The organism is Pseudotabrizicola sp., assembly GCF_030656345.1.
GTDB lineage: Bacteria > Pseudomonadota > Alphaproteobacteria > Rhodobacterales > Rhodobacteraceae > Pseudotabrizicola.
On record NZ_JAUSNR010000026.1, the window covers coordinates 233,794 to 250,681 of the forward strand.

A 16,888-nucleotide genomic window follows, 5' to 3' on the forward strand; every position below is an offset into this window, starting at 1 on the left:
GTGATCACTCGGCAGCCTTGGGCGTGGCTTTTTTAGCCGCAGGCTTTTTAGCCGCCGGTTTTGCCGCCGCAGTCTTGGCCGGAACCTTCTTAACAGGCGCTTTCTTGGCCGCAGGCTTCGCAGCCTTTTCCGCTGCTGGCGCGGCCTTTTTGGCTGCTGCCTTTTTCGGTGCCGCCTTCTTCTTGCCCGGCGATTTGGCCAGCTTTTCCGAAATCAGCTCCAGCGCCTGATCCAGATTGATGTCCTCGGGCACGATCTCTTTCGGAATGGTCGCATTGACCTTTTCCCATTTGATATAAGGACCATAGCGCCCCGGCATCACGGTGATCGCCCCGCCATCGGGGTGGTCGCCCAAGGCCTTGATCGGCTCTGCCGGAGCGCTCGCCCCGCGCCCGCGGCTGGCCTTTTGCGCCAGCACTTCCATCGCGCGGTTCATGCCGATGGTGAAGACCTCTTCAACATCGGGGATGTTGGCATAGACCTTGCCATGCTTGACATATGGGCCGTAGCGCCCGATCGCGGCCTCTACCGGCTCACCATCCTCGGGGTGCTGCCCGATCAGCCGGGGTAAGGACAGCAATTCCAGCGCGCGTTCCAGCGTCAGGCTTTCCGCGCCCCAGCCCTTGGGCAGGCTGGCGCGGTCGGGTTTGGGCTGTTCCTCCGTCGCCTCGCCACGCTGGACGTAAGGGCCAAAGCGGCCCGCCCGCAGCGAAATCGGCAGGCCGTTTTCATCATTGCCAAGAATCCGGCCATCCGCCCCGCCCGCATCTTCGCCGCCCGAAATCGGGCGGGTGTAGCGGCATTCGGGATAGTTGCCGCAGCCGATAAACGCCGACCCCGAGCGCGCGGTTTTCAGATGCAGCCGACCCGTGCCACAAGTGGGGCAGATCCGCGGATCTGATCCATCAGCCCGCAGCGGATACAGATGCGGCGACAGGAATTCGTCAATCTTTTCCAGCACCTCGCCGATCCGCAGATCGGCGGTTTCGGCCACGGCGGCCGAGAAGTCGCGCCAGAACCGCTCCAGCACATCCTTGTAATCCAGCGTGCCCGCAGACACGTCATCAAGCTGGTTTTCCAGATCGGCAGTGAAATCATACTCGACATAGCGGCGGAAATAATTGGTCAGAAACGCCGTGACCAGCCGCCCCTTGTCTTCCGGGATCAGCCGGTTCTTGTCCTTGCGGACATATTCCCGGTCCTGAATGGTGGACAGGACCGAGGCATAGGTCGATGGCCGCCCGATGCCCAGTTCTTCCATGCGCTTGACCAGCGTCGCCTCGGTATAGCGCGGGGGGGGCTGGGTGAAATGCTGTTCGGGCGAAATGTCGCGCTTTTCCGCCGGCTCGCCTTGCATGATCTGCGGCAGGCGGCCACCCTCTTCATCCTCGTCATCGCGGCCTTCGTCATAGACCTTGAGGAAACCGTCGAATTGCACCACCTGCCCCGTGGCGCGCAGCGTCACCTGCGCGTCAGCACTGCCGACATCCACCGTGGTGCGTTCGAGCCGCGCCGCTGCCATCTGGCTGGCGATCGTGCGCTTCCAGATCAGGTCATACAGGTTCGCCTGATCCTTTTCCGACAGGCGCAGCTTTTCCGGTGCCGCCGCCATCTCGGTCGGGCGGATACACTCGTGGGCTTCCTGCGCGTTCTTGGCCTTGTTCTTGTAGATCCGTGGCTGGTCCGGCACATAGGCCGCGCCAAAGCGGTCCTTGATCGCCTCACGCGCCTGCGTCACCGCCTCGGGGGCCATGTCGATGCCATCGGTCCGCATATAGGTGATGTGCCCGGCCTCATACAGCCGCTGCGCCGTGCTCATGCACTGCTTGGCCCCCATGCCCAGCTTGCGGCTGGCCTCTTGCTGCAGGGTCGAGGTCATGAAGGGCGGATAGGGGTTGCGGGTGGCGGGCTTGGCCTCCACCGACTGCACGGTCAAGGTTCGGGAAGTGACAGCCTGCACTGCCAGTTCGGCCGCCTCCGACGTGGTAATGTCGAATTTGTCCAACTTCTTGCCGCCAAGCACGGTCAGCCGCGCCTCAAACTCCTGCCCGCGCGGGGTGACCAGCACCGCCCGCACCGACCAGTATTCGCGGGCACGGAATGCCTCCACCTCCATCTCACGCTCGACGATCAGGCGCAGGCAGACCGATTGCACGCGGCCCGCCGATTTCGACCCCGGCAGCTTGCGCCACAGCACGGGCGACAGGGTAAAGCCCACCAGATAATCCAGCGCGCGCCGGGCCAGATACGCCTCGACCAGCGGCGTGTCGATCTCACGCGGGTTTTTCATCGCCAGCGTCACCGCATCCTTGGTGATGGCGTTGAAAGTGACGCGCGACACGGTTTTGCCCTTCTTCAGGCTGCCCGCCAGCGCCTCACGCAGGTGCCAGGAAATCGCCTCACCTTCGCGGTCAGGGTCGGTTGCCAGGATCAGGGTGTCGTCGGTTTTCAGCGCTTCGGTGATGGCGCGGATGTGCTTTTTGCTGTCCGCCGCCACTTCCCATTTCATCGCGAAATCATGCTCGGTATCGACCGACCCGTCCTTTGGCGGCAGGTCGCGGACATGGCCGTAAGAGGCCAGAACCGTATAGTCGGACCCAAGATATTTGTTGATTGTCTTGGCCTTGGCAGGAGATTCGACTACGACGACGGCCATGAAATTCCCTTTTTGCACGAAAGCCCCGAGAGGCGCGGCAAGATGTGGGCGAAGCGGTGTGAATGTCAATGCAACAATCCGCGCAACAATCCGCGCACCACTCTGCGGGGCGTTCCGGCCCGTCAGCCCGCCCTGTCAGTCCACGCGGCTGAGCAGCCCACCGGGCGCGCGGTGCACGCGGCCATCGAGTTCCAGCGTCAGCAGATGCTGGGCCACCGTGGCGGGGGGCATCGACAGGTCGCGGATCAGCTGATCCTCGGCCAGCGGGCTTGGCCCCAGCCGCGACAGGATCTGGCTGTGCACTGCCGCAATTTCGGGCAACGGGCGCCGCGCCGGGCTGGGGCCGGGAACCGGGTCGGCCACAGGTTCGGGCGGGGGGGCCGGAAAGTCGACCACGGTGCCGCCGATTGATTCGAGCACATCGGCAGGCCCGCGGATCAGCGTGGCCCCGTCGCGCAGCAGCATGTTGCAGCCTGCCGCGCGGGCATCAAACGGATGGCCCGGCACCACCAGCACATCGCGCCCCTGATCCAGCGCAGTTTTCGCGGTGATGAGAGAGCCGGAGCGGGATGCCGCCTCGACCACCACCACGGCGCGCGACAGGCCCGACACGATGCGGTTGCGTTGCGGGAAATGCCGCGCCTGCGGTTGCAGGCCCATGGGCTGTTCCGACACAAGGCAGCCCTGTTCGGCGATCTGCGCCATCAGCCGGGCGTTTTCTTCCGGGTAGGCCACATCAACCCCGCCCGCCTGCACCGCCACGGTGCCGGTCAGCAACGTCGCCTCATGCACCGCCGTATCGATGCCGCGCGCCAGACCGGACACGGTGACAAACCCGGCCTGCGCCACGCCATCGGCCAGACGCCGCGCCATGCGCAGCCCCAGAGAAGAGGCGTTGCGCGCCCCAACCAGCGCCACCAGCGGGCGGTGCAGCAGCGCCGCATCGCCCATGATCCAAAGCACCGGCGGCGCATCGGGCAGGTCGCACAGCGGCAGCGGATAGGCCCCGGCCCCCCACACAATCAGCTGCGCCCCGGCGGCGCGGCCCTGTGCGAGTTCGTGGCGGGCCACTTCGACCGGGCAGACGGCGTAGTTTTCCACCCCCGCCGCGCGGGCCACATCCGGCAGGGCGGCCAGTGCCGCCCGCGCAGAACCATGTTCGGCCAGCAGCCGGTGCCAGGTGACCGGCCCCACCCGTCGGGAACGAATGAGACGAAGGCAATCCACAGGATCATCGTCCAGGGGTGTGGGGTGGGGTGTGGGTTTGGATGTCAGTCCCATGTCCGCCTCGCCTCATTCGCAGGGCCAGACTGCACCGGGTAAGGTTAACAGCAGGTGAATCGCAAAACCCATGCAGGCGTTTTTAAGGCAACTCGACGAAAACAGGCCGCCACCTGTCGGGAAGACGATAGACGCCGCAGCAAAAGTTTGATCAAATATCAACCAACGGTCCATGTCGGGCCAGATGGGAGCGCCAAGCCATGTTGAACGCCGAAGTTGCCCTGCGCCGGGAAGATGCCATCTCGCGCGGGGTCGGGATGATGACCCAGATCTATGCCGACCGCGCGCTGAACGCCGAGGTCTGGGATATCGAGGGCAACCGCTATATCGACTTTGCTGCCGGGATCGCCGTGGTCAACACCGGGCATTGCCACCCGCGCGTGATGGCGGCGGTGACCGAACAGCTGGGCCGCTTTACCCACACCTGCCATCAGGTGATGCCTTACGAGAATTACATCCGTCTGGCCGAACGGCTGAACGAAAAGGTGCCGGGCGATTTCAAGAAAAAGACCATCTTTGTCACCACCGGGGCCGAGGCCTGTGAAAACGCGGTGAAAATCGCCCGCATCGCCACCGGGCGCAATGCGGTGATCGCCTTTGGCGGCGGCTTTCATGGCCGCACCTTCATGGGCATGTCGCTGACCGGCAAGGTCGAACCCTATAAAAAGGGCTTCGGCGCGATGATGCCCGACGTGTTCCACGTGCCCTTCCCGATGGAGCCGCATGGCATTTCCACCAAGGATGCAATGGCCGGGATTGAAAAGCTGTTCAAATCCGATCTGGACCCGGCGCGGGTGGCTGCGATCATCTTTGAACCTGTGCAGGGCGAAGGTGGCTTCTACCCGGCCCCCGCCGATCTGGTCAAAGCCATCCGTGCGCTGTGCGACAAACATGGCATCGTGATGATCGCCGATGAGGTGCAGACCGGCTTTGCCCGCACCGGCCATCTGTTCGCGATGGAGGCTTACGGCGTAAGCGCCGACCTCACCACGATGGCCAAGGGGCTGGCAGGCGGGCTGCCGCTGGCCGCTGTCACCGGCAAGGCCGAGCTGATGGATGCCGCCAACCCCGGGGGCCTGGGCGGCACCTATGCCGGCAACCCGCTGGGCATTGCCGCCGCCAATGCGGTGCTGGATGTCATCGAGGATGAAGACCTGTGCGCCCGGGCCAATGAGCTGGGCAGCCGGTTGAAGCAGCGGCTGGAATCGATCCGCGCCACCGCGCCCGAAATCATTGATATCCGCGGTCCCGGTTTCATGGTGGCGGTGGAATTTGCCAACCCCGGCACCAAGGAACCCGACGCAGGCTTCACCGCCCGCGTCCGGGCCGAGGCGCAGAAGCGCGGGCTGATCCTGCTGACCTGCGGCGTTTACGCCAATGTCGTGCGCTTTCTTGCGCCGATCACCATTCCCGATGCGCATTTCACTGAGGGGCTGGACATTCTGGAAGCTTCGGTCGCCGCTGCGCGCAACGGCTGACCTTGGGGGCATATGTGCCGCCTGTCAGCCTTGTGCTGGCAGGCGGCACACCGCAAAGCACAAGCGCAGCGCCTGCATGACGCTACGGCAAGCACAGCGACACCCTCCCGGCATTCTGACCACAGCGCATCGGGACGACATCAAATATGCGCTTGTGGTTGAGAAAGCAGTGACAATTGCTCGCGAATGGGTAGTAGATGGTTGCGCAGCGCGCCTGCAACCCAGATACCGGAAGACTGTCACACCTGATGTCGTTCACTACTGTCCCTCCTGAGACCCTTGAAGATTTCGCTGATCAGGACAGGATCGACACTGTTCTGGCTTGGGTGATCGCGCGCAGTGGTGCGTCAACGGGTCTGCTGCTGGTCGGCCCGCCCGACACCACAGCTGCCGTGCGTCTTGCCCAACCCGCGCAGGCATTGCAGGACCTGTCGGCGGCGGTGGCTGCGGGCAACATCTCGGATGACCTGACCAAAGGCCCCCGGCGCAGGCTCGCCTTGGGCGAGATCTGCGGGCAACCGGCGGCACTGGTCCTGACGCTTGGCAAAAAGCCGCTGCCCCCCGAATTTACAGCGGACTTGGGCACATTGCGCACAACACTGCGTATGGCGCTGGACCGCTGGTGTTCGCGCCTCAATGCCACCCGTCTGGCCGAGCTTGCATCACTGTGCGGTGTGTGGATCTGGGAAACCGATGCGCAGGGCGCGCTGACCTATCTGTGCCCCCCCGCACCCGATGGCACAGAGGCAGCGGCGCAGGCAGAACCTCTGCGACCAGCCGACTGGGCGGGGGTAGACTGGTCCAGCCTGCAGGCGCGGATGCGGCAAAGGGTGCCGATCCGCAACCATGTCCATGCGCTTAAAATGCCTGACGGCAGCCTGCGCTGTCTGCGCAGCAACGGAACCCCGCGGCACGATGCGGCGGGCGCATTTCTGGGCTATACCGGGCTGACGTCCGAGCGGTCCAGGCCGTCTGAAGAAGAGCACAACGCCATCGCCGCCTATGACCGGCTGACCGCCATTCTTGCCGCCTTGCCAAATCTGGTGTTCGAGATCACCGCCGACGGGCGCTACACCGATTTCATCGCCGGCCCGGCAGAGCTTCTGGGCGATGCGCGCGACAGCCTGCCCGGCCGCACGCTGGAAGAGATTTTGCCGCCCGATGTCGCCGCCAAAAGCCGCGCGGCACTGGCAGAGGCGCTGGAAACCGGCCGCAGCGAACCGACCCGCTTCCGGCTGGATTCGCCCGTGGGCATGCGCTGGTATGAAACCACCGGCGCGCGGAAGATGGGTGAAAACCCCGACCAAACTCCGACGGCGATCTTTGTGGTGCGCGACGTCACCCGCGACATGCAGAAATCCGACGACCTCAGCCGTCTGAACCGGGTCGTGGAAAACATGTCCAACCTGGTGGTGGTGGTCGACCCCGAACAGCGGATCACCTGGGCAAACCAGGCCTGGGAACGCCGGACCGGATGGGCGGTGTCCGAAGTGGTGGGACGGGATCTGGCCACGCTGGTGCGGGGCACCCACGAAGATCCGGAAAACAAGGCAGGGGTTGACGATGCGATTGCGCGCAACGTGCCCTATCACGGCGAGACGATCAATTTCGACCGGCACGGCACGGCGTATTGGATCGATTTCAACATCCTGCCGCTGTTTGACCGCGACGGCAACGTGACCGGCCATGTGACGATCGAAACCGATGTCACCGCGCAGAAGACAAGCGAGGCACAGGCCGCACAGCTGGCGGATGAGGCCGACCGGATGCGGGCCCAGCTGCACAACGCCATTGAAACACTGCCCGACGGCGTGCTGATCTGGGATGCCGATGAACGGCTGGTCTTTGCCAACTCGGCCTACAAGCAGATGCATCCCGCAGTGGCCGATATCCTGCTTCCGGGTGTCCACCAGCAGGAGGTGCTGGATCTTGGCCTCAAAAAGGGGATCTTTCTCGACGCCGTCGGCCGCGTCGACGCGTGGGTTGCCGAACAATGGCAACGCTACCTGAACCCCAACATCGACGAGGTGATGGCAACCGAGGGTCGATGGATCCGGCGCGTCGACCTGCGCACCCCCGACGGCGGCCGCATTGCGGTGCGGATCGACACCACCGAACGCCACCGCCAGCTTCAGGCGCTGGACGAGGCGCACAGATCTTTGGCCGAGGCGCGCGATTCGCTGGCGCAGATCATCGAAAGCGCCGATGTCGGCACCTGGGACTGGCAGGTTGAAACCGGGGCGCTGCGGATCGGCGGGCGCTATGCGCAGATGCTGGGCTACACCCCCGAAGAACTGGGTGAGCCGTCGGATGAGATGTTCCGGTCACTGGTGCACCCCGATGACCTGCTGCATCTGGACCGGACCGAGGCGCAGGATTTTGCCCCATTGCCGGACGGGCGCGAAATCGTGCGCGAACATCAGCTGCGCATGCGGCGCAAGGATGGTGGCTGGGCGTGGATCATGTCGCGCTCTGCCGTCACCGAGCGTTTGCCCGATGGCAGACACAAATGTGTTGTCGGCATCCACCTCGACATCACCGAACGTAAAAATCTGGAAGATCTGGTGCTGTCCAATCAATCCTTCCTGACCGAGGTGATGGACACCTCGATTTCCGCCATCGTGGTGATGGATACTCAGGACCGCATCACCTATGCCAATGCCGAGGCGGAACGCATTCTGGGCCGGGACCGCAACACCATCGAAGGCATGACCTTCACCGACCCGATCTGGCGCATCACCGATACCGACGGCCTTCCGATGCCCCCCGAAGCCATGCCATGCGGCAGGGCCAAGGACGAAGGCACCATCGTGCGTGATCTGCGCATGGCGATCGAACTGCCCGATGGCACCCGGCGCATCCTGTCGGTCAATGCCGTGCCGCATCATGGTATTGACCGGACCAATTCCGAAAAGCTGACCATCGCATCCTTTGTCGACATCACCGACGAGCTGAACAAGGCCGCCCGGCTGGAACAGGCTCTGGTGGAGGCACAGGCGGCCAGCCAGTCCAAATCAACCTTCCTTGCCAATATGAGCCATGAAATCCGCACCCCGCTGAACGGCGTACTGGGTATGGCAGAGCTGCTGGACGGGCTGATCAAGGACCCGCGTCAAAAAGAAATGATCGGAACCATCCGCCGCTCGGGTGAGTTGCTCCTGAATGTCCTGAATGAGGTCCTGGACATGTCCAAAATTGAGGCAGGGAAGATGGTCATTGAACAGATCCCGTTCATACCAGCCGAGATCGCGCGTCAGGTCGAACCGCTTCATGGGCTTCGGGCAGAGGAAAAGGGCCTGGAATTCCAGGTGCTGACCAACTCCGGCTCTGAAAAGCCGCGGCTTGGCGATTCCTTCCGGATTCAGCAGATTCTGAACAACCTGCTCAGCAACGCGATCAAATTCACCGAAAGCGGCTCTGTGTCACTGACCATGTCGGCCCGCCCCGGCAAGCCCCTGACCATCGAGGTCCGGGATTCCGGCATCGGCATGTCCCCCGATCAGGTCAGGCGGATTTTCGACAACTTTGAACAGGCCGAAGGCGGCACCACGCGCCGGTTTGGCGGCACTGGTCTTGGCATGCCGATCGTCCGCAATCTGGTCGAGCTGATGCACGGCGTGGTCGAGGTCGACAGCGAGACAGGGGGTGGCACCCGGGTAAAGATCACCCTGCCGCTGGCCGAAACGGTCGAGGCCGCATTGGTGCAGGACATCAAGACGCCCGCAAAGACCCGGCTGGTGTCCCTGTCCGGGGTTTCCTTGCTGATCGCCGACGATTCAGCGACCAACCGGATCGTGATCACCGAAATGCTGAAAGACACCGGGGCCGAGATCGTGCTGGCCAACAACGGGGCCGAAGCGGTCGAAATCTGGCGCACCCGGTCGTATTCGGGCTTGCCGTTTGACATGCTGGTCCTCGACATCGCGATGCCGGTGCTGGATGGAACCAGCGCGCTGCAGGCCATCCGCAGAACCGGCCTGCCGGGATCGCAGGTTCCGGCCATCGCGGTCACCGCCAATGCCATGTCGCATCAGGTGTCGGAATACATCATGGCCGGGTTTGATTCGCATGTCCCCAAGCCCTTCCGGCAGGCCGAGCTGATCCATGCGATTTCAATTCTGTTGACGCGGGCATAGAACAACCTGCGCCTGAACGCGCCACAACCACAGCTTGCAATCTGCAACGTCAGATTGACCTGACCTGCCCACCAGCCCCCGCGCCGTGAAATCTGCCCCGATTAGACACGAGACTTCCATTGTGCAGCCACAATCTGATGGAATAGGTTACCCGGACATTAAGTCTGTAACTGCTTCGTCAGGAGATTTGTGTGAGTATGAGTTCTGGGAGTATTGCACAGATGACATCACATGCCGGGCCTTTGCCTGCGGTTGTTCTGCTTGCCGAAGATGATGAGATCAATCAGCAGATCGTCCGCCACCTTCTGGCAGAATTTCCCTTCATCGAACTGGGGATCGCCGCCGATGGCAAGCAGGCGCTGGAAACTGCCATTTCGCAGCGTTTTGATCTGATGATCTTTGACCGCCACATGCCGCTGATTTCCGGCGACCGGGTGATCCGCCATCTCAAGGCCGCAAGCACCATCAACACCATGACCCCGATGATCCAGTTTACCGCCGACGTCGATCACGCCAGCACCCCCGGTGTCGGCGATCAGGCCGATGCGGTCATCCCGAAACCCATCCAGAGTGATGTGTTCCGCAGCACCGTTCTGCGCCTTCTGGGCCGCGCTATCGAGACCTTGTAGGCCTGCGCCCGGGCTCTGACGAAGATGTAATGATTAACAAATACTTAAATTCCGCCTAATTTATGCCTCAAAGACCAGCTTAGGGTGAGGGGAGCAACCGAAGGTGGTACGAATGTCAGCCAATATGCGCTATATTGCAGTTGATGATGATCCGGCGTTTCATTTCGTCCTGACAAAAATGATGTGCCAGCTTGGCTACCAGCCCCCGGTCTGCGTCACCTCTGCCGCCGAAGCGCTCAACCGCCTGTCCAATCCGCACGAACAGTTTGACGCGATCCTGCTGGACATCCAGATGCCCGAAATGGACGGGATCGAGGCCTGCCAGCACATCCGCGCCATGGCCCATCACAGCACGACGCCGATCATGATGGTGACAACCATGGTCGGGCGCGATTATGTCGATCAGGCCTTTGCGGTCGGTGCCACTGACTATCTGACCAAGCCGATCAACCGCATTGAACTGCAGGCCCGGCTGGGCATGCTGGATCGGCTGGTGCAGGAACACAATCTGGCCCGGTCGCTGCAATTCGCCATGGAATCGATGGACGACGTTCCCGGAATGCGCTTTGCTTTCGAAGAGCCGGTCGCCCTGCCGAAGTGTGGATCGCTGATCGAATACCTTGCGCTGGAAAACCATTTGCTGACCCTCAGCCGTCTGAAACTGCACAGCCATACCGCGATTGCCTTTCAGGTCGTCGGCGGCAGCAGCCTGTTCCGCCGCCTGAACCGGATGGAATTTCTGGACTGCATGGCCGATGTCGGATCGGCCATCGCCGCCTGCATGAAGCGCCAGTCCTTCCTGCTGGCCTATGCCGGCAGTGGCGAATTTGTCTGCATCCTGAACCGCCAGCAACCTGTCGACACCTTCGAGATCGAACATGAGCTGGCGGCCGAGCTGATGGTCTATGACGCGGTCTATGAAAGCCTTGGCCTGCCGATGCTTGAAGTGCGGGTCGGTGCCACGGTGCATTCGGGCCTGTTCTCGACCTCGGCGGTCAAGACCATGCTGGGCCGCGCCCGGGCCTCGGTCCGTGGTCAGTCGGCCTATCAGCTTCAGTTTCTGGCAGGATAAGGCACGCAAGGATGACTCAACCGGCAGAGGCATGGGCGCGGGCGCTGCTGCCGCAATTTCTGGACCTGACCGCATCGCGGCGGATCGAGATTGATATCGAGCGTGGCGCGCTGGAGGCGGGCGATGACCCGGTGCCGGTCGCTCAGGAAATCTGCAAGGTCGCACACAAGATTGCCGGCACCGCTGCAAGCTTCGGGTTTTCCCGGCTTGGCGCTCAGGCGCAGCGGGTGGAAGAGGTTTGCAACCAGATCTGCACCCTGTCCGGCCCGGCTCTGCCGCTCGCCGTGCGTCAGGACCTGCTGCCGGCCCTCGATGAGCTGAACCGGGAACTCGACAGCGCCCTGGTCGGCACAAACTGACAGCCCTGCCCCGCCAGCCCCACAATGACCGTTCTTTGCCGCTTTTCCTGTGATCACAGCTTGGTGTGGAACCGATCCCGATCCCGCGCGTTATACCGCACACAGATCATTTAGAGATCGTCCATAACTCAACGAGGCTGCCCCATGAAAAAGTTCTTCCTTATGTCCGCCGTCGCTCTGTCGCTGACCGCTTGCCAGACCACGGATCAAAACGCTGCGCTTGGCGCTCTGGGTGGTGCTGCTGTCGGCGCTGCCGCGACAGACAGCACCCGTGGCGCGCTGATCGGTGCCGCTGTCGGCGTGGCCGCATCCACCCTGATCGGCCCGGCCCCCCAGCGCGGCCAGTGCTACTACCGCGACCAGAACGGCAACCGCTTTATCGCCGCTTGCTGATCTGACACTGCTGATCTGACACTGCGGGCCTGATCCCGCAGCGGGACACGAATGGGCGGCACCGGAACCCCGGTGCCGCCTTTTTCGATGCTGGCCTGAACGATCGCCCCCCCGCTGCGGGCTTTCCACTTCACCCCACAGCCGGTAAGACCGGGGCGCGCACAGCCAGGGCCCCCCGATGCACCAACCCTCTCCGACAGACCATAATGGTATCCTGCTCGCCGATGCCGCTGTCACCCTGTCGGGCCGCCCGGTCCTGCACGGGGTGTCGCTGCACCTGTCCCAGCAGCGCATCGGCATCATCGGGCGCAACGGCTCGGGCAAATCCACCCTGCTGCGGCTGATGGCAGGGCTGATCGCGCCTGACCATGGCACCGTGCGGGTCGAAGGCTGCGACCCCGCCCATGACCGCAAGGCGATGCTGGCCCATCTGGGCATCCTGTTCCAAAACCCCGATCACCAGATCCTGTTCCCCACGGTCGATGAAGAACTGGCCTTCGGGCTGATCCAGATGGGGGTGCCAAAAGCCGAGGCACAGTCCCGCGTCATCGCGCTTCTGGCGCAGCATGGCCGCAGCCACTGGTTGGGCGCGTCCGTGGCAACCCTTTCACAAGGGCAGCGCCACTGGCTCTGCCTGCAAGCGGTGCTGCTGATGCAGCCGCGCACGATTTTGCTCGACGAACCCCTCGCCGGGCTGGACCAACCCACACAAACCCGGCTGGCCCGCAGCTTTGCCGCCCTGCCGCAACGGCTGATCACCATCACCCACGACCCGGCCAGCCTGTCAGGCTGTGACCGGGTGGTCTGGCTCGACGGCGGCACCGTCGCTGCCGATGGCCCTCCGGCGAGAGTGCTGCCACAGTTTGACGCCGAGATGCAGCGGCTGGGGGGGATGGATGCTGACACTGACCTCGCCGGTTGACACGCCGCTGCACCGCGTGGCTGCGGGCGTAAAGCTGGGCGCGCTGGCGGTTTTCACCCTTGTCCTTTTTCAACTCACCACACCGCTGACCCTAAGCCTTGCCCTGCTGGGTATCATCGCTGTCTACCTGACAGGCGGCATGCCCTTCGCCCGGCACGGCGCGCGCATGCTGCGCCCGCTCTGGCCCTTTGTGGCGCTGATCGCCCTGTGGCACCTGTGGCGCGATGACCTGACGGCGGGCACGGCCATTCTGCTGCGGATGACCGCCGCCGTGGCGGCGGCCAATCTGGTCACCATGACCACCCGCCTGTCCGACATGATCAGCGTGCTGGAACGTCTCGCCCGCCCGCTCTCACCCCTGCTGCCACCCCGCAGGCTGGCGCTCGCCATAGCACTGGTGATCCGCTTCATTCCGGTGCTGTCCGAGCGCGTGGGCCAGCTGTCGCAGGCCTACAGCGCCCGTTCCCCCCGCAAGCCCGGCTGGCGGCTGGCCGCCCCGGCAGCCCTTGCCGCGCTCGATGATGCCGAACAGGTCGCGCAAGCCTTGCGCGCCCGTGGCGGCACAGGGTAAGACCCGGAAAAACCCCGGAGGACCCGATGGAACGCAACCTGACCCATATCGCCCTGTTCGCCGCCCTGATCGCCGTGCTGGGTCTGGTGCCGCCACTCTATCTGGCCGGTGCCGTGCCGGTCACCGCACAAACGCTGGGCGTCATGCTGTGCGGCACCGTGCTGGGGGCAAAGCGCGGCACGCTTGCGGTGCTGCTGTTCCTGCTGCTGGTCGCGCTTGGTCTGCCCCTGCTGTCCGGCGGGCGCGGCGGTCTGGGCGTCTTTGTCGGCCCCTCCGCCGGGTATCTGGTCGGCTTCCCCCTCGCCGCCTTCGTCGCGGGCTGGATCATGGAGCGCACGACCCTGCCGCCGTTCTGGGCTGCAATTGCTGGCGGGGTCATCGGCGGCATCGGCGTGATGTATGTCTGCGGCATCACCGGCATGGCCATCGTGCTGAACAAGACATGGGCCGAGGCAGCGCTGCTGGGCCTCGCCTTCCTGCCCGGCGATGTGATCAAGGCGGTTCTGGCCGGTCTGGTCACCCAATCCATCGCCCGCGCCCGCCCCGGTGCCCTGCTGGCCCGCGCCTGAACCTGAACCTGAACCTGAATCTGTTCAGGCCCGCGCGTCCAGCCTGACGACCATCATCGCTGCACCACCAGCGCCGTGCCGATCCCCCCGGCCGAGGCAATGGCCGCAAGGCCAGTGCCCGCGCGCAGGCTGTGAAACAGCCGCACCGCCAGCACCGCCCCCGATGCCCCGATCGGATGCCCCCGCGCCAGCGCGCCGCCTTGGCAATTCACCCGCGCCGGATCCAGCCCCGCCCGCGCCACACAGGCCATCGCCTGTGCCGCATAGGCCTCCATCATCTCACTTCGCGTGATCTCCGCCGCAGACAGCCCCAGCCCCCGCAACGCCGCCGCAATCGCGGGAACCGGGGCCAGCCCCGGCTGCTCGGGGTCCGCGCCCAAGGTGCGCCCGCCCAGGATGCGCAAGGCCCCGGCCGAGGCAAAGCGATCCGCCGCCACCAGACAGAACGCCGCGCCATCCGCCGCCACCGCCGCCGTGGTCCGCGTGACCGACCCCGCCACCACCGGCGCCCGCGCCAGCAGCGCCGGGGTCAGAAGTCGGGCAAAGGCGTCACGCACCACCCCCGCCAGCGGCACAATCTCGGGCCAGTCCTGAACTGCCAACGCTTTCGCATGGCTTTGCACCGCCCACGCTTCCTGCGCCGCGCGATCATAGCCACACACCGCCGCCAAAGCCGCCGCCGCCTCTGCCATGCGTGGATTGCGCGCAGGCCATGGCGTGAACGGCGCCTCGTCATATTCCACCGGCACCCCACCCTCCGGGTCGGTCACAAACCGCAACGGCCGGCGCGAAAAGCTCTCCACCCCGCCCGCCAGCACAAAATCGGCGCAGCCCCCATCGACCAGCGCCGCCGCCAGCAGCAGCGCATCAAGGCCTCCCGCGCATTGCCGGTCAATCGTCAGTCCAGCCACCCGCTCAGGCAATCCCGCCGCCAGCGCGATCCGCCGCGCCGGATTGCCCCCCGGTCCGATGGCATTGGCGCAGATCACCTCATCCACCGCCACGCGCCCCGCATCCGCAAGGCAAGCGCGCAGCACCGGCACCGCCAGCTCCTCCAGCGACAACCGCGCAAAAGCCCCGCCCTTGGGCACAACCCCCGTCCGCCGCGCCGACAGAATCACCGCCATGCATCCACCTCGCGCTGCAACACGCCAAGGTCGGTCTTGCCCGACCCCAGCACCGGCCAGTCCTGCCGCCAGATCACCCGACGCGGGGCCAGCGTCGCGCCCAGCCGTGCCCGCGCCGCTGCCATGATCTCACCCTCACACGCCCGGTCGCCCGTCAGCACCGCCATCAGCACATGCCCGCGCAAGCCGTCGGCCCGCGCCAGCACCGCCGCCCGCTCAACCCCCGGCAAACCCGCCAGAAACCGCTCGATCTCCTCGGGAAACACATTCTGCCCGGCCACCGTCACCATCCGCCCGGCCCGCCCGCGCAACACCAGCCCCGCCGGCGTCAGCGCCCCGATCTCGCCCACGCACAACCACCCCTCATGCCACCGCGCCGATCCCGGATCGTCGCCAGCATAGCGCTGAAACACATAGGGGCTGCGCAGCCAGACCTGCCCCACCGCCCCCGCAGGCAGATCACGGCCTTCACCATCACGGATCCGCAACTCCACCCCCGGATAGGGCCGCCCCACCGTCTCGGCCCCGTCGCCCGGTCCGGCAAGCGTGATGAAACTCGCCTCCGCCGCGCCATAAAACTCGCGCACCTCCGCCCCCGGTGCCACCGCCATCAGCGCCACACGCAGCCCCGCCTCCAGCTTGGCCCCGCCCACCAGCACCAACCGCAGATCGGGCCACACCACCCCGCAAGCCACCATCTGCGCCAGATGCACCGGGGTCGCATAGATCACATGGGTCCCGCGCTCCGCCACTGCCCGCGCCATCCGGTCCACCCGCAACCCGTCCAGCAGATGCACGCAGGCCCCCAGCGCCAGCCCCTCCAGCGCCGCATACAGCGCCAGCGATTGCGACAACCGCCCCGGCACCGCCACCCGCACGCCCGGCCCGATCCCGAACAGCCGCGCATTCACCGCAAAACTGGCCAGCCACGACCCTTGGCTCCGCACCACCCGCCGCGCCCCGCCCAAAGACCCGCCGGTCAGCGTCTCAAAACAGCCAGACCCGGCTTCAACAGCACCCTCCCCGCCAATCCGAAACCCGGCCCCCTGCCCCGCCAAAGCCGCCACAAGCGCCGTCCCCCCGGGCCGGTCCGCCACCTCGGGCGCGAAAGCGGCCCCATGCGACACCTCCCCCCCGTCAGCGCCAAACAGGCGCGCAGCCGGATGCCACTCAAACCGGGGATTTGCAGCTTTCCCAAATACTCCCGCCGGAGGCATCCGCCCTCTCCCCAAGCGACCGTTCTCAGGACAGCACCAGCGTCCGCATCCGCCGCAATGCCAGCAGATACCCCTCGGTCCCGAACCCGGCGATCACCCCATCTGCCCGCAGCGACACATAGGAATGATGCCGGAACGCCTCGCGCTTGTGCACATTCGAGATATGGACCTCCAGCACCGGCCCCTCGAACGCGTTCAGTGCATCCAGAATCGCGACCGAGGTATGGGTGAACGCGCCGGGGTTGATGATCACCCCCGAACCGGCAACCCGCGCTTCATGGATACAGTCGATGATCACACCCTCATGATTCGACTGGTGAAACCGCACCTCCAGCCCCATCTCCCCGGCCAGCGCCGTGCAGGCCGCCGCCACATCCTCCAGCGTCTCACGCCCGTAAATCTCGGGCTGGCGCATCCCCAGCAGGTTCAGGTTGGGACCGTTCAGAATATAGATGGGGTTTGCCATGGCGTCCTCTTT

The 16,888-nt window shown here is 64.8% G+C and carries 14 protein-coding genes; 9 read left to right on the forward strand and 5 right to left on the reverse strand.

All coding sequences use genetic code 11. The features are described from left to right. Positions 1 to 4: 4 nt before the first annotated feature. Both topA and dprA read right to left on the reverse strand, forming a co-directional pair. Entirely contained in the window at positions 5 to 2,656 is a 2,652-nt protein-coding gene (gene topA, locus Q7J44_RS16330) for a type I DNA topoisomerase (RefSeq protein ID WP_304881669.1), read from the reverse strand. 135 nt (positions 2,657 to 2,791) lie between these two features. Next, a complete protein-coding gene (dprA, locus tag Q7J44_RS16335; protein ID WP_304881671.1) occupies positions 2,792 to 3,937 on the reverse strand; it encodes a DNA-processing protein DprA in 1,146 nt (381 codons plus the stop codon). 200 nt (positions 3,938 to 4,137) lie between these two features. Between dprA and Q7J44_RS16340 the strand changes: the two genes are divergently transcribed. The 9 genes from Q7J44_RS16340 (at position 4,138) to Q7J44_RS16380 (ending at position 14,066) form a co-directional block, all read left to right on the forward strand. Further along, entirely contained in the window at positions 4,138 to 5,415 is a 1,278-nt protein-coding gene (locus Q7J44_RS16340; protein ID WP_304881673.1) for a 4-aminobutyrate--2-oxoglutarate transaminase, read from the forward strand. A 248-nt stretch (positions 5,416 to 5,663) separates the two neighbouring features. Next, on the forward strand, positions 5,664 to 9,551 hold the full coding sequence (locus tag Q7J44_RS16345) for a PAS domain S-box protein (protein ID WP_304881675.1): 3,888 nt from the start codon (positions 5,664 to 5,666) through the stop codon (positions 9,549 to 9,551). A 221-nt stretch (positions 9,552 to 9,772) separates the two neighbouring features. Next, positions 9,773 to 10,180, forward strand: coding sequence for a response regulator (locus Q7J44_RS16350; RefSeq protein ID WP_304881677.1), 408 nt, complete (start codon positions 9,773 to 9,775; stop codon positions 10,178 to 10,180). Between the two features lie 112 nt (positions 10,181 to 10,292). Next, positions 10,293 to 11,252: a PleD family two-component system response regulator gene (locus tag Q7J44_RS16355; protein ID WP_304881678.1), complete on the forward strand. Its 960-nt coding sequence runs from the start codon at positions 10,293 to 10,295 to the stop codon at positions 11,250 to 11,252. A gap of 11 nt (positions 11,253 to 11,263) precedes the next feature. Next, positions 11,264 to 11,611: an Hpt domain-containing protein gene (locus Q7J44_RS16360; RefSeq protein ID WP_304881680.1), complete on the forward strand. Its 348-nt coding sequence runs from the start codon at positions 11,264 to 11,266 to the stop codon at positions 11,609 to 11,611. A 144-nt stretch (positions 11,612 to 11,755) separates the two neighbouring features. Next, positions 11,756 to 12,004 (forward strand): YMGG-like glycine zipper-containing protein, encoded by a 249-nt coding sequence (locus Q7J44_RS16365; protein ID WP_304881682.1) that lies wholly within the window; start codon positions 11,756 to 11,758, stop codon positions 12,002 to 12,004. A gap of 178 nt (positions 12,005 to 12,182) precedes the next feature. Further along, on the forward strand, positions 12,183 to 12,926 hold the full coding sequence (locus Q7J44_RS16370) for an energy-coupling factor ABC transporter ATP-binding protein (RefSeq protein WP_304881683.1): 744 nt from the start codon (positions 12,183 to 12,185) through the stop codon (positions 12,924 to 12,926). Continuing rightward, positions 12,901 to 13,497, forward strand: coding sequence for an energy-coupling factor transporter transmembrane protein EcfT (locus Q7J44_RS16375; RefSeq protein ID WP_304881685.1), 597 nt, complete (start codon positions 12,901 to 12,903; stop codon positions 13,495 to 13,497). The genes Q7J44_RS16370 and Q7J44_RS16375 overlap by 26 nt, the downstream gene beginning before the upstream one ends. A gap of 26 nt (positions 13,498 to 13,523) precedes the next feature. After that, the gene (locus Q7J44_RS16380; protein WP_304881687.1) at positions 13,524 to 14,066 is read left to right on the forward strand and encodes a biotin transporter BioY; all 543 of its coding nucleotides are present in this window, start codon (positions 13,524 to 13,526) and stop codon (positions 14,064 to 14,066) included. Between the two features lie 53 nt (positions 14,067 to 14,119). Here the strand turns inward: Q7J44_RS16380 and Q7J44_RS16385 are convergent, their stop codons facing one another. From Q7J44_RS16385 to aroQ, 3 genes are all read right to left on the reverse strand, one after another. Continuing rightward, a complete protein-coding gene (locus tag Q7J44_RS16385) occupies positions 14,120 to 15,193 on the reverse strand; it encodes a thiolase family protein (protein ID WP_304881689.1) in 1,074 nt (357 codons plus the stop codon). After that, a complete protein-coding gene (locus Q7J44_RS16390; RefSeq protein WP_304881690.1) occupies positions 15,184 to 16,320 on the reverse strand; it encodes a class I adenylate-forming enzyme family protein in 1,137 nt (378 codons plus the stop codon). Before Q7J44_RS16390 ends, Q7J44_RS16385 begins: the two co-directional genes overlap by 10 nt. A 115-nt stretch (positions 16,321 to 16,435) precedes the next feature. Beyond that, positions 16,436 to 16,876 carry a type II 3-dehydroquinate dehydratase gene (gene aroQ, locus Q7J44_RS16395; RefSeq protein WP_304881692.1) on the reverse strand — a complete coding sequence of 147 codons (441 nt, stop codon included), beginning with the start codon at positions 16,874 to 16,876 and terminating at the stop codon, positions 16,436 to 16,438. Positions 16,877 to 16,888 lie beyond the last annotated feature (12 nt).